Annotated in this window: 13 protein-coding genes and 1 tRNA gene; 4 read left to right on the top strand and 10 right to left on the bottom strand. The window is 72.4% G+C overall.

Annotation, left to right across the window (positions count from 1 at the left end; translation table 11 throughout):
- Positions 1–76: 76 nt before the first annotated feature.
- The 4 genes from PZB77_RS02760 to PZB77_RS02775 all read right to left on the bottom strand — a co-directional run bounded on the left by PZB77_RS02760 (position 77) and on the right by PZB77_RS02775 (position 3,935).
- Positions 77–709, bottom strand: a complete 633-nt coding sequence (locus PZB77_RS02760) for an LUD domain-containing protein (RefSeq protein ID WP_275490900.1) — start codon at positions 707–709, stop codon at positions 77–79.
- Positions 706–2,292 (bottom strand): lactate utilization protein B, encoded by a 1,587-nt coding sequence (locus tag PZB77_RS02765; protein ID WP_275490901.1) that lies wholly within the window; start codon positions 2,290–2,292, stop codon positions 706–708. Before PZB77_RS02765 ends, PZB77_RS02760 begins: the two co-directional genes overlap by 4 nt.
- Complete coding sequence (locus PZB77_RS02770; protein ID WP_275490902.1) at positions 2,289–3,059, bottom strand: (Fe-S)-binding protein; 771 nt, start codon at positions 3,057–3,059, stop codon at positions 2,289–2,291. The genes PZB77_RS02765 and PZB77_RS02770 overlap by 4 nt, the downstream gene beginning before the upstream one ends.
- A gap of 150 nt (positions 3,060–3,209) precedes the next feature.
- Entirely contained in the window at positions 3,210–3,935 is a 726-nt protein-coding gene (locus PZB77_RS02775; protein WP_275490903.1) for an FCD domain-containing protein, read from the bottom strand.
- Between the two features lie 371 nt (positions 3,936–4,306).
- Between PZB77_RS02775 and PZB77_RS02780 the strand changes: the two genes are divergently transcribed.
- Both PZB77_RS02780 and PZB77_RS02785 read left to right on the top strand, forming a co-directional pair.
- Positions 4,307–5,254 carry a DUF2510 domain-containing protein gene (locus tag PZB77_RS02780; protein WP_275490904.1) on the top strand — a complete coding sequence of 316 codons (948 nt, stop codon included), beginning with the start codon at positions 4,307–4,309 and terminating at the stop codon, positions 5,252–5,254.
- A 323-nt stretch (positions 5,255–5,577) separates the two neighbouring features.
- Positions 5,578–6,444, top strand: coding sequence for an MHYT domain-containing protein (locus tag PZB77_RS02785; protein ID WP_275490905.1), 867 nt, complete (start codon positions 5,578–5,580; stop codon positions 6,442–6,444).
- 111 nt (positions 6,445–6,555) lie between these two features.
- Here PZB77_RS02785 and PZB77_RS02790 read toward each other — a convergent pair.
- Positions 6,556–6,629, bottom strand: a tRNA-Pro gene (locus tag PZB77_RS02790).
- Between the two features lie 115 nt (positions 6,630–6,744).
- Here PZB77_RS02790 and PZB77_RS02795 point away from each other — a divergent pair.
- Both PZB77_RS02795 and PZB77_RS02800 read left to right on the top strand, forming a co-directional pair.
- Positions 6,745–7,461, top strand: a complete 717-nt coding sequence (locus PZB77_RS02795) for a transketolase (protein ID WP_275490906.1) — start codon at positions 6,745–6,747, stop codon at positions 7,459–7,461.
- Between the two features lie 91 nt (positions 7,462–7,552).
- Complete coding sequence (locus PZB77_RS02800; protein WP_275490907.1) at positions 7,553–8,479, top strand: transketolase; 927 nt, start codon at positions 7,553–7,555, stop codon at positions 8,477–8,479.
- Between the two features lie 49 nt (positions 8,480–8,528).
- Here PZB77_RS02800 and PZB77_RS02805 read toward each other — a convergent pair whose 3' ends face one another.
- From PZB77_RS02805 to PZB77_RS02825, 5 genes are read right to left on the bottom strand one after another with little or no spacing between them, the layout of a single operon-like run.
- The gene (locus PZB77_RS02805) at positions 8,529–9,098 is read right to left on the bottom strand and encodes a GAF domain-containing protein (RefSeq protein WP_275490908.1); all 570 of its coding nucleotides are present in this window, start codon (positions 9,096–9,098) and stop codon (positions 8,529–8,531) included.
- On the bottom strand, positions 9,095–9,718 hold the full coding sequence (locus PZB77_RS02810) for an ATP/GTP-binding protein (RefSeq protein ID WP_275490909.1): 624 nt from the start codon (positions 9,716–9,718) through the stop codon (positions 9,095–9,097). Before PZB77_RS02810 ends, PZB77_RS02805 begins: the two co-directional genes overlap by 4 nt.
- Positions 9,696–10,070: a DUF742 domain-containing protein gene (locus PZB77_RS02815; protein WP_275490910.1), complete on the bottom strand. Its 375-nt coding sequence runs from the start codon at positions 10,068–10,070 to the stop codon at positions 9,696–9,698. The genes PZB77_RS02810 and PZB77_RS02815 overlap by 23 nt, the downstream gene beginning before the upstream one ends.
- Positions 10,067–10,501 carry a roadblock/LC7 domain-containing protein gene (locus PZB77_RS02820; RefSeq protein WP_275490911.1) on the bottom strand — a complete coding sequence of 145 codons (435 nt, stop codon included), beginning with the start codon at positions 10,499–10,501 and terminating at the stop codon, positions 10,067–10,069. Before PZB77_RS02820 ends, PZB77_RS02815 begins: the two co-directional genes overlap by 4 nt.
- Before the next feature lie 7 nt (positions 10,502–10,508).
- The gene (locus PZB77_RS02825; protein WP_275490912.1) at positions 10,509–12,698 is read right to left on the bottom strand and encodes an ATP-binding protein; all 2,190 of its coding nucleotides are present in this window, start codon (positions 12,696–12,698) and stop codon (positions 10,509–10,511) included.
- Positions 12,699–13,180: the final 482 nt, after the last annotated feature.

Raw genomic sequence — 13,180 nt, forward strand, 5'->3', positions numbered from 1 at the left:
GGCGCCCGCCTCGGACGTCGTGTCACACGTCGGCGCGGGCGCACGTCGGCGCCCGTGTCACACGTCGGGGCGGGCGTCACACGTCCGTCCGGATGATCACCACCAGGGTCCGGGGCCCGTGCACCCCTTCCACCCGCTCCAGTTCGATGTCGGACGTGGCCGAGGGCCCGCTGATCAGGGTCGTCGGCCGCTCCGGTACGAGGCGTGCCACCGCCTCCGGGACCCCGGCCTCCACCGTGGAGAGGTCGACGACGCAGACGTGCAGGTCGGGGACGAGGGAGAGCGCGCGGCGCCCCTGGTCCCCGGAACCGTCCAGAAAGATCGTGCCGGTCTCCGCGCAGCTGACGGCGGACGCCGTCACCACGCCGTCCAGCGCGCCGAGCGAGGGCGCCGGGATGTCGGCGGAGTCCCGCTGGACCTCCCCGTCCCAGGCCGCCGACCACCCGGCGTCGAGCCCGGCCGGTACGCCGATCCGGCGGGCACCGTGCTCCCGCAGCACCTGTGCGATCACCTCCGCCGTCCGGTCCGCGGTGCACGGGTGGACCCGCGCCCTGTAGTCGACGAGCCGGTCGGTGAGGAGGGCGAGCCGTTCGGCGTCGGGGAGGACGCGTCCGGTGCGGTAGGCGCGCGGGACGGTGACCGGGCGGGCCGGCGCGAGCGCCAGGGCATCGCGCACCCGGCCGAGGACGGTGTCACGTGCGGTCGTCACTTCTCCTCCTGGGTGGGAGCGTCCGGGCCGTCCTCGGCACCACCGCCGGCGGCGCCGGTGGCCGCGCCCTCGTCGGCCGCGGCCTTCAGGGTGGCGGCGCCTTCGGCCGAGGCGAGCCAGGCGCGGAAGGTCTGCTTCGGAGGTGCCGGGGTGTCCCGGCTGTCGCTCCAGCCGTCGAAGGGTGCGGGAACCCGCCCGATCGTGCCGTCCTTGCCCGCGACGATCCGTCCGAGACCGGCGGCCTTCTGTGCCGCCGTGAAGAGCTTCGGGTGCCGCATCACCGTGGCCGCGGCCTTCATGGCGAGCTTCTCGGGCGTCGTACCGGCCTGTTCGGTGTTCTGGTGGCGCAGCTCGACCAGGAGCGAGGGGATGTCGATCTTGACGGGGCAGGCGTCGAAGCAGGCGCCGCAGAGGCTGGAGGCGTACGGCAGCGAGCTGTTGGGGTCGTCCTTCGCGGCGTGCATCCCCGCGAGCTGCGGGGTGAGGACCGCGCCGATCGGGCCCGGGTAGGTCGAGCCGTAGGCGTGGCCGCCGGCGCGTTCGTAGACCGGGCAGACGTTGAGGCAGGCGGAGCAGCGGATGCAGTTGAGGGCCTCGCGCCCGACCTTGTCGGCGAGCGCGGCGGTCCGGCCGTTGTCGAGGAGGACCAGGTGGAACGCCTGCGGGCCGTCGCCGGGCGTGACCCCGGTCCACATCGAGGTGTACGGGTTCATTCGCTCGCCGGTGGAGGAACGCGGCAGGAGCTGGAGGAAGACTTCGAGGTCGGTGTAGCGGGGCAGCACCTTCTCGATGCCCATCACCGTGATCAGGGTGTCGGGCAGGGTGAGGCACATCCGGCCGTTGCCCTCGGACTCGACGACGGAGAGGGTGCCGGTCTCGGCGATGCCGAAGTTGGCGCCGGAGACCGCGACCCGGGTGGTCATGAACTTCTCGCGCAAGTAGGCGCGCGCGACGGCGGCGAGGTGCGCCGGCACGTTGTCCAGCGCGGGGTCGACGCCGGGGATCTCCTTGAGGAAGATCTCCCGGATCTCGTCACGGTTGCGGTGGATCGCCGGCACCAGGATGTGCGAGGGCTTGTCGTGGGCGAGCTGCACAATGAGTTCGGCGAGGTCGGTCTCGTACGGCGTGATCCCGGCCGATTCGAGGTGCTCGTTGAGGCCGATCTCCTGCGTGGCCATGGACTTGACCTTGATGACCTCGTTGCTGCCGGTCGCCCTGATCAGTTCGGTGACGATCTCGTTGGCCTCGGCGCCGTCACGCGCCCAGTGGACCGTGCCGCCGTGCTCGGTGACCTTCGCCTCCAGTTGCTCCAGGAGCTCGGGCAGGCGGTTCATGGTGTCGGTCTTGATGGCCGCGCCCGCCTCGCGCAGGTGCTCCCAGTCGGGGAGCTCGCCGGTGACGTTCAGGCGCTTGGCGCGGATGGTGCGGGTCGCCTTGCCGAGGTTGCGGCGCAGCTGTTCGTTGCGCAGCTCGTCGTGGGCGGCGGCGGGGAACTTCCGTTCGCCGCGCAGGTTCCCCGTTCCGTACGGGGAGCGCGGGGGCGCGGGGGGCATGCCGAGGAAGGTGCTCGTACGGCTGCTCATACGGCGGCCTCCTCCTTCATGGGGTAGGGCGCGGTGCGGGTGGCGGCGAGGATCTGCGCGAGGTGCAGGGTGCGGGTGCCGGACGAGATGCGGTGGAGCCCGCCGCCGATGTGCATCAGGCAGGAGGAGTCGCCGGCGGTGCAGACGTCGGCCCCGGTGGAACCGATGGCGCGGATCTTGTCCTGGAGCATCGCGGAGGAGGTCCCGGCGTTCTTCAGCGCGAAGGTGCCGCCGAATCCGCAGCACGCGTCGGCCTCGGGCAGCTCGACGAGGTCGATGGAGTCGACCGCGCGCAGCAGGCGCAGCGGCTTCTCCCCGACGCGGAGCATCCGCAGCGAGTGGCAGGTGGGGTGGTAGGTCACGCGGTGCGGGAAGTACCCGCCGACGTCGGTGGCGTCGAGCACGTCGACGAGGAACTCCGAGAGCTCGTACGTCTTGGCTTCGACCGTGGCGACCCCGGCGCGGAGCGCGGCGTCGCCGTATCGCTCGGCGACGAGGCGGTGCTGGTGGCGGACCGACCCGGCGCAGGAGCCGGAGGGCATGACGACCGCCTCGATCGACGCGTCCCCGAACTGGTCGGCGAAGTTGCGGACCAGCGGCAGCGGCTCGCGCTGGTAGCCGGTGTTGACGTGCATCTGGCCGCAGCAGGTCTGCCCGGGCGGGAACACGATCTCGTGGCCCAGGCGGGCGAGCAGCACCGCGGTGGATTTCACCGCCTCCGGGAAGAGCGTGTCTCCCAGACAGGTGGCGAAGAGCCCGACGCGCATGGAGCCTCCTCGATCGTTCTCGAAACGTCCTCCGCGGGGGCCGGAACCGCATGACCCCGGACGTCCTTTCTATGGTCGGACCATACTAGGCGCAGCTCCGCCGGTGAAGAGGTGCGGGCCGCGCGCCCTCTCGCGCCGCCGGGGTGGCTGCTACTTCTGGTCGTCGACCAGCGTGCCGTGCAGGCTGCGGATGTGGCGTTCGACGAGGTCGGCCGCCTCCGTGCCCCGTCCGGCGCGTACCAGCCGGAGCAGTTCGGTGTGTTCGGCGTTGAGCGCGGCAGCGGTGGCGGGCCAGTCGCCCGACTCTTCCAGCGCCCGCAGGATCAGCGGCCGTACGGACTCACGCACGGCGGAGGTGAGGGTGGAGGTGAGGGCGTTGCCGGAGCAGCGGGCGATCTGGACGTGGAAGCGGGTGTCGAGATCGTTGAAGGCGGCGACGCCGATGCCGGGTTCCGCCATCCCCGCGACCAGGGACGCGGCCTCGTCGAGGTCCTCTTCGCCCGCCTGCGTGACAGCGGCCTCGAATCCGGCCCGCTCCAGGACGACCCGCGCCTCCATGACGTCATGGAGGCTGTAACTCCCCAGGGCGAAGTGGAGTCGCAGCAACCGCCCGAGCGCGTCGTCGGGGTTGCGCACGATCCGGGCCCCCGAGTCGGGCCCCCGGCCGGGCTGGGCCACCAGGACACCGATGGTCTCCAGTACCCGCAGGGCCTCGCGCAGGGCCGACCGGCTGACGCCGAGGACCGGGGCGAGTTCCCGCTCCGGCGGGAGGCGGTCGCCGGCCTTGAGTTCGCCGGCGAAGACCCGCTCCTCGATGCTCCGCAACACGAGTTCGTGGGTCCGTGACTGACGCACCGGTTCCCATTCGACGGGCATCCGCCACTCCCTGCCTCGGCCGGTCGCACCGGCGCTCCGTCCGCGCGGTCCGGGGACGGGTATCACCCGGCGCCGAAAGAACCGACTATGTCACACACGGCGTGTGGTAGGACCAATGAGCCGGACGACCGGTGACGCCGCCGTTCGCGGTGGTCGGGACCAGCGGCCTTCCGGCCACCCGGCACCTCCCCCTGCGCCTCGCACCACGGGACGGGCGTGCGGTCGGCCCGTGGGTCGTCCTGGTCCCACGGTGCTCGCCGCACCGGTCACGGTCACCACGGTCGCCCCGCCGGGCCGAGCGGCGGGGGTCCGGACGAAGGGAACGCCGACCATTTCATGTGATTCTCACTCAGGGCGCATACGGTACGCCTGTGAACCAGACGAGCCCGCCCGGCTGGCATCCAGACCCCGGGTATACAGGAATTGGCCCCGCGCAGGAGCGCTGGTGGGACGGCACCCAGTGGACCGACCAGCTCCGCGTGGCACCCGCCGCCGTCCGTAGCCGCCGTGTCCGCATCGGCGTCGGCATCACCGTCGGCCTGGTGGTTCTCGCCGCCGTCGGCGGTGGCGCGTACGCACTCGGACACAACGACGGAAAGCAGTCCGCCAGGCCTTCGGTCGCCCGGTCCGGCGGCCCCCAGTCCGGCGGCGGTGACGGACGGCCGGGCGCCCCGGGAGGAAGCGGGGGCAACGGCGGAAGCGACGGTGAGGACGGCGGAAGCGGCCAGAACGGCGGTGGCGACGACGGGCAGGGCCAGGCGCCCGAATCACAGATCCCGACCGAGGACGGCTACGCGACCGACGTCGCCAGCGGCATCAGCCTGCCGGTCCCGGACGGGTGGACGGGCGAGTCGGGCGCGGTCGGCGCCAGTCTGACGACGGGTGAGTACGCCTGCCCCGGCGACGCCGACGAGAAGTGCGTGCGCGGAGGAGTCTTCTCGGCCCCCGCCGCCGCGCTGGAGAACACGGAGAAGACCGCCGAAGCGGCCGCGAAGAAGGACATCTCGGCCAACGCCGAACAGTCCTACGGGTCGGACATCTACGAGGGCATCACCTCCCACCAGCAGCTCAAGTCCGAGGCGGTCACGGTGGCGGGCCAGAAGGGCTATCTCGTGCGCTGGAAGGTGGTCACGAAGAAGGGCGACGACGGGTACGTCGAATCGCTCGCCTTCCCCTCCCCCCGCAACAAGGACCTGCTGGTGGTCGTCCGGTCCGGGTTCGACATCAACGACCGGGCGCCGGAGCTCTCCCTCCTGGACACCATCACCAAGGGCATCAAGGCGGCATCGGCCGGCTCCGGTTCCGGGCAGACCGCGTAACCCCCGACCCCATTCCTCGGTCGGCACCGGCGACGCAGGGGCCGGGCGACCCAGGGGCCGGGCCACTCAAGGGCCGGGCACGGGCGCGCATCCGCGCCCGTGCCCGGCCCTTGCCGTGCCGCCTTCCCGGGGCAGCGCAAGACCTTTCTCCGCCTTTGCGGCAGAAGGGCCAGGCCGCTTGCTCACACCGTCGGGACGGAATCTTCACGTGATCACATCGTTGTGATCATCGGTCATTCTGGATCATCGCGGCTGGTTAGGGTCAACGTGCGTCCGATCTTGGACATGGACATGGTCTTTGACCGACCGAGGAGGTACGGACAATGACGTCCGCGACCATTGATGGTTTCAGCCACGGCTTCGTGACCCCCGCCGCGGGGTTCCTCGTCGCCTGGCTCGGCGGGGCTCTGGGCCTGCGCTGCACGAACCGGGCACGCAGCTCGTCGGGCATCCCGAAGGCGGGCTGGCTCGCACTCGGCGCCGGATCGATCGGTGTCGGGATCTGGACGATGCACTTCGTGGCCATGCTCGGCTTCGAAGTCGTCGGCGCACGGGTCTCCTACGACCTGGGCCTCACCGTGGGCAGCCTGGGCGTGGCGGTGCTCGTCGTCCTGATCGGGGTGGTCCTCGTCGGGTACCGGGGGACGGGATGGGCCAATCTCCTCCCCGCCGGCACGCTGATGGGCCTCGGCATCGCGGGCATGCACTACATGGGCATGGCGGGGATGCACGTGGGGATGAGGATCCACTACTCCGTGCCCCTGGTGGTGGTCTCCGTCGTGATCGCGGTGGTCGCGGCGACGGCCGCCCTGCGAGCGGCGGTCTCGACCTCGGGCATCAGGGCGAGCGCGAGTTCCAGCCTGATCTTCGGCGTCGCCGTCGCCGCGATGCACTACACCGGCATGAGCGCGCTGGGAGTGAACGCCGACCACATGTCCCACGCCTCGGGGACACCCGCCACCGACCTGATCGTCCCCATGCTGCTGGGGCCGACGGTGTTCCTCGTCCTCGCGTCGGCCGTGGTGATGTTCGACCCCGATCTGATGCTCGGAGACGTGGAGCGCAGGGCCCGCCTCAGGGCTTCCTCCGGTCCGGTCTCCCCCGCGGCCGCGGCCGACACTGCCGGACCGTCGTCGGTGGGTCGGCCGAACGCCGCGCACCGAGAAGGCGGGGCCTTCCACCGGCGGTGACCTGGGGGCGGACACGCCGGCCGGCAGGCGAAGGGCCCGGCGGCCCGGGAAACGATCAGGGCGGGTACCGGATTTCTCCGGTACCCGCCCTGATCCGACGACTCTTTCGAGTCGGGACGACAGGATTTGAACCTGCGACCCCTTGACCCCCAGTCAAGTGCGCTACCAAGCTGCGCCACGTCCCGGCACCGTCTGACCTGGGCAGTTGCCCGGGCCGAACGTGCATGAGAACGATACCGCACTTGGACGGGTGGTTACGAACCGCTTTCGCTTGACCTCGACCTTGATTGAGGTTGAACGATGATCGACGTGACCCACTCCACCCGAACCACCCACCGCACCCACGACTACGCCGACCTGAACCGCCTGATGGGCCTCATGACCGGCGACGAGAAGCACGGACCCGCCGCCACCTCCACCCTGGACGTGCTGTGGGTGCTCTACGACCGGGTGCTGCGGGTCCGACCCGCGACCGCGGACGACCCGGAGCGGGACAGGTTCCTGCTCTCCAAGGGCCACGGGCCGATGGCGTACTACGCGGTGCTCGCCGCCCGCGGCTTCTTCCCGCAGGAGCTGCTCACCGGCTTCGGCGCCTTCGATTCGCCCCTGGGCCACCACCCCGACCGGCTGCGGGTGCCGGGCGCCGAGATCGGCAGCGGGTCGCTGGGACACGGCCTTCCTCTCGCGGTCGGCACCGCCCTCGGACTGCGGGCCCAGGGCCGCACCGGCCCCGCGGTCTGGGTGCTCGTCGGGGACGCCGAGCTGGACGAGGGCAGCAACCACGAGGCGCTCGCCTTCGCCGGGCCGGCAGGACTGGAGCGGCTGCACACGGTGGTCGTCGACAACGCGTCCGCAACGTACGGCCGGCCCGGCGGGATCGAGGCGCGCTTCGAGACCGCCGGATGGTCGGTGGCGAGCGTGGACGGCCGGGACCACGAGGCCCTGCACGCCGCCTTCACCGCCCCGCACCCCGGACGTCCGCACGCCGTGGTCGCCCGGACCGCGCCGAAGCGGTGACCGCCTCCCCACCCCGTACGACCGTGGCGCGCCGCGCCCCCTCCCCCACCCCCTCGGCACACGCCCCTCAGCGGCGGACGGAAGGAACCCCGTGGACACCATGCGCGAACGCTTCATCGCCACGACCACCGAACTCCTGGACAACGACCCACGCCTCGCCCTCCTGCTGGCGGAGATCAGCCGTGACGGCTTCGAAGAAGCCGAGCGGAGCCATCCGGACCGGGTGATCAACGTCGGCATCCGCGAGCAGTTGCTCATCGGTGCGGGCGCCGGTACGGCCCTGACCGGGATGCGGCCGATCGTGCACACGTTCGCGAGCTTCCTGGTCGAGCGCCCCTTCGAGCAGATCAAGCTGGACTTCGGGCACCAGGGCGTGGCCGGGGTGCTGGTGAGCGCCGGAGGGTCGTACGACTCCCCCGCCGGCGGGTTCACCCACATGTCACCCGGCGACGTGGCGCTGATGGACACGCTCGACGGCTGGAGCGTCCACGTCCCCGGTCACCCGGACGAGGCGGAGGCGCTGCTGCGGCGGGCCGCCGCCGCGGACGACCGGGTCTACCTGCGGCTCTCCCTGCAGACCAACCGCCGGGCCCTGCCGGTGGACGGCTGCGGCTTCCGCACGGTGCGCGAGGGCTCCCGGGGTGTCGTCGTCGCGGTCGGTCCGATGCTCGACGAGGTCCTCACCGCGACGGAGGGCCTGGACACGACCGTGCTGTACGCGACCACGGTGCGGCCCTTCGACTCCGCCGGCCTGCGTCGCGCGGTGGGCGCCCTCCCCGCCGGAGCGACCGGAACCGCCGCGAAGAGCGCCGATGTGGTGCTCGTGGAGCCGTACCTCGCCGGGACCTCCACGGCGGCGGCCACCGAAGCCCTGCTCGACCTGCCGCACCGGGTGCTGGGGCTGGGAGTGGGCCGCGCCGAACTCCGCCGCTACGGCCGGATGGACGAGCACCTCGCGGCGCACGGCCTGGACGCCGCGGGGCTGCGGAGCCGCATCTCCCCCTTTCTGAACGGCTGAGCCGCGGCTGAGGGAACGCCTCCGCACCGGGCGGCCTCCGTCGTCCTCCTCAACGGCGGGGCAGCTCCCGGCGGTCGATGTGGCCGACCAGCTCCTGGGCGAGCGCCTTGATCGTGACGAGCCCGGCTCGCCCCCACGGCCGGGGGACGGTGTCCACCGCGCAGACGGTACCGAGAGCGACGCCCGTCCCGTCGATGAGCGGCGCCCCGAGGTAGGAACGGATCCCTATGCCGTCCACGACCGGGTTGCCGGCGAAGCGCGGGTAGTCGCAGACGTCGTCCAGCACCAGGGCCTTGCGCCGGACCAGGACGTGCGGGCAGTAACCGTGGTCGCGGGCCATGTAGCGGTCGCTCCGGTGGTCGTGCGCGGCCGCGGCCCCGAGGTCACCCCCTCCCTCGCAGCCTCCTGGGGTGTGCAGACCGGCGAAGAACTGACGGTTCTCGTCGATGAAGTTGACCATCGAGAAGGGGCTGTCGGTCACGGCGGCGACCCGGTCCGCGAAGGCGTCGAAGTTGTCGAACGTCGTGTCCGCCCGCTCACCGAGGCCGAGCCGGCGCAACCGCGCGCCCCGGGCAGCACCGCCGTGGTCGACCGGCGTGAGCAGCGGTCTGCCCGTCACGGGTGTGCCCCGTACGTCTGGAGCGGGGCGGGCGCGGCGGTGGCGTTGATGAGGTGCTGGAGGAGGGTCACCAGCGCGCCCGTGCCGGAGCTGGCGATCCGGGCGTCGCACAGGACGACCGGGACCGCGGGCGGGAGGTCCAGTGCGGCCCGCACCTCGTCGGGCGCGTAGCGGTAGGCACCGTCGAACTCGTTGACGGCGACGATGAAGCCGATGCCGCGCCGCTCGAAGAAGTCGACGGCCGCGAAGCACTCTTCGAGGCGGCGGGTGTCGGCGAGGACCACCGCGCCCAGGGCTCCCCGGGAGAGCTCGTCCCACATGAACCAGAAGCGCTCCTGGCCGGGAGTGCCGAAGAGGTAGAGGACGTGCTGGTCGTCCAGGGTGATCCGGCCGAAGTCCATGGCCACCGTGGTGGACCGCTTCGACTCGATCCCTTCGAGGTTGTCCGTCCCCACGCTGATCTGGGTCAGCAGCTCCTCCGTGCTCAACGGGGCGATCTCGCTGACGGCGCCCACGAACGTCGTCTTGCCGACCCCGAACCCACCCGCGACCAGGACCTTGAGGGCCACGGGGAAGGGTGCGGGGCGGGCGGCGCTGTCAGAGTTGTCGTCGTAGGCCATCGAGCACTGCCTCCAGCAGGGTTCGGTCGGTGGGCATGTCCTGGAAGGCGGGAGCGTGCGCGGTGACGGCCCCGCAGTCGACCAGGTCGGAGACGAGGACCTTCGCGACCGTCGCGGGCAGCCGCAGGTGCGCGGCGACTTCGGCGACGGAGGTGGGGCCCTCGCAGAGCCCGAGCGTCACGGTGTGTTCGTGGCCCAGGTGGGCCTGCGGCTTCCTGCCCGTCGCCATGACCAGGGAGAGCAGGTCGAGTTCGGTCGTCGGCCGGGTCCGGCCGCTGCTGACGGTGTACGGACGGACCAGCCGGCCGGCCGCTTCGTCGAGCAGCGGCCCCTCCTGGGCCCGCACCCTCACAGACCCGGGGTGAACTGTGTCCCCGCCAGGTGCCGGGCCGGGGTGGCCAGATACGGTCGCACGCTCTTGACCAGCATGGTCATCTCGTAGCCGAGGACCGCCGCGTCCGCCTCACGGCCGGCGAGGACCGCGAGACAGGTGCCGGACCCGGCGGTGGAGACGAAGAGCAGGGTCGAGTCGAGTTCGACGACCACCTGCCGCACGTCCCCGTTGTCCCCGAACCTGGCCCCGGCGCTGCGGCCCAGCGAGTAGAGCCCCGCCGCGAGGGCGGCCATGTGGTCGGCGCTGTCGGAGTCCATGCCGTGGACCGACTTCACCAGTCCGTCCGCGGAGAGCAGGACGGCGCTGCGCGTGTACGGAACGCGCTGGACGAGTCCGCTCAGCAGCCAGTCCAGGTCGGCGACCTGACCGGACGTCATTTCGCTCGCCATGGGGCATCTACTCCTTGTACGTGTTCTCGTGGCGGGGGTCGGGGCGACCCGGGACCCCCCTTTCGGACGGTGCGGCCGGCGCGCGGACGGGCAGCGGGGCGACCCGCCGGCCCGGCTGTACGGCCGGCACGGCGTACGGGGCGACTCCGGGCGGGACGGTGGCGGCACCCGGCGGGAGGCCCTGGGCCGTGTCGGGTGAGGACGCGCCGGGTCCGGAGGACGGGGCCGGAGCGGACGACGGGCCGGGGGTGGGGGGATGGCCACCGCTCCCGGCGACCGGCGGTTCGGTGTCCTGCGCCGACCGGGCCTCGGCGAGGTCGATACCGCGCCGGAACGCGGCGACCAGACCCGGGTCGTGCACCGCGTGCTCGTCGGCGACGCGGCGCACCGGGGCCTGGCGCAACTGCGGCACCAGGTTCTCCTGGTTGGTGCGCCGGGGCAGTTCGGGACGTGCCGGGGACGCGGGCTGCTGGTCGGGGTAGGCGGCCGGAACGTCGTGTACGGCGGGTGCGGGAGGGGATCCCTGGGTCCCGGGCCGCTCCGCGGTGCGCTGCGGCAGCGGGGGGCCCTGGGCTTCCCGCCGGATCTGGCGCGGCGGCTGCGGGGAGACGGTGCCCCCCGGGGTACCGGCGGTGCCGAGCGGTCGGACCGTCGGCTCGCCCGCCGAGGGGGGCCGTCCCTGTGCGGGCGGGACGCGGTCCGCCGCGGGCGGCAGCTGGTCGTGCGGCGAGGGGTGCGGGGCGTGGGGCCGGACCTGCTCCACGGGTCGGAGTCCTTCCCGCGCCCGCTGCGGTGCCCGGTCCGGGGAGCCGGGCAGGACGGGGGCGGGCGGTGCCTGCGGAATCGCCCCCGCCGGCCGGGCCGCGGGGTCGGTGTCCTGGGCGGGCGGACGGTGTACGGCGCCGGGAGGGGGTACCGGGACGCCTTCCGGCGGGGTGGTGGTGTCGCTCTCGGCGCCGAGGAGCACCTGCGGGAGGACCAGGACGGCCTGCGTACCCCCGTAGATGTTGCTCTCCAGCCGGACCGCGATGCCGTGGCGGCGGGCGAGCGCGGAGACGACGAAGAGCCCGATGCGGCCGTCCTGGAGCAGGTGGGCGACGTTGACCTGGTCGGGGTCGGCCAGCAGGGCGTTCATCCTGCTCTGCTCCTGGACCGGCATGCCCAGGCCCCGGTCCTCCACCTCCAGTGCGAAGCCCGCCGTGACGGGCTGGACGCGCAGCAGCACCTGCGTGTGCGGGGCGGAGAACACGGTGGCGTTCTCGACGAGTTCGGCCACCAGGTGGATCACGTCGGCGACCGCGTGCCCGCGCAGGGTGCCTTCGATCGGCGGGACCAGCTTGACGCGCGAGTACTGCTCCACCTCCGCGATGGCGGAGCGCAGCACCTCGGTGAGGGTGACCGGATTGGACCACTGGCGACGGGACACCGCCCCGCCGAGCACGGCGAGGTTCTCGGCGTGGCGACGGATGCGGGTCGCGAGGTGGTCCACGTGGAAGAGGCCCTTGAGGAGGTCGGGATCCTCCACCTCGTGTTCGAGTTCGTCGAGAATCTGGATTTCACGGTGCACCAGGGATTGCAGGCGGCGCGCGAGGTTGACGAAGACCTCCACCTTCTGTTCGTTGCCCGCGCTGTTGAAGAGCTGGGACGCCTGCGCCATGGCGGCGACGGCGGCCTCCTGGGCGCGCGTGATCTCCTGGCCGAGCAGGTCGAAGGCGTCCGCTTCCGGTGGGGCGGGGTGCGGAGCCCGGCGGGCGGGCAGTTGTTCGCCCGCGCGCAGCTGCTCCAGCGTCCGCTGCAGGTCGGCGTGGCCCCGGGCACTGAGACGGCGGAGTGCCTGGGTCCGGTCGAGCACCCCGGACGAGACGCGGTGGGCGCCGATGCACGCCGCCGCGACGGCCGCCACGGCCAGCGCCGCCGAGCCCGAGAGGGCTGCCAGCAGGCTGCCGGAGGGACGCACCCCGGAGGCCCGCACGGTGAAGATGACGGCGGCGGCACCGCTCAGGAGGGCGGCCACCGTCGGCAGCAGTGCGGCACGCAGCATCTGGGGGCGCATCCGCACCTCCGGTGCCGGCGGTGCGACACGCGCCTGCGCGGCACGCGGCCTGGCGGCGGCGGAATGGGAACGGCCCGCGGGGCGGCCGTGCCGCCCGCTCTCCCGGCGATCCGGTCGCGCGTCTGGTGCGCGAAGTTGAGACATCAGCGTCCTCGGTACGTGGGGCACCCGGAATCGTCCATGCGGTGGCACCAAAGGGGGTCGGTCAGGTGGGGGATCGGTGGGCCGGACTCGAAGAACATGAGCCCATCGTCGATCACCGAGCACACACGGTAGTCGCCGACGCGACGGGGGCGAGCGCCAGTTGTCGAACTTGCCCGCCATTCGTCCCGCTCTGGTATGACGCCTCGTACGGATGACCGATTTCCAGACCGTCTCGGCGCCGCACCGCCGCCGCACGTCGCCGCCGTGTCGTCGCCGCACCGTCGTTCGGCCGGGGCGGAGTCGACGCCCCGGCCGCCACCCACCCCCTCCGTCCGGCCCGGTACGGCCGGATACCGGCGGGTGCGTCCGTCGCTCGTTCAAGAGGTGAACGGGTCATCCGGGAATCCGACGGCGGAAGTCGTCAGAAGGTCCGTACCAGCACCTTGACTGCCTCTCGCCCCCTCACTTAAATCAAGTAGTGA

This window comes from Streptomyces sp. AM 2-1-1, from assembly GCF_029167645.1.
Taxonomy (GTDB): Bacteria; Actinomycetota; Actinomycetes; order Streptomycetales; family Streptomycetaceae; genus Streptomyces.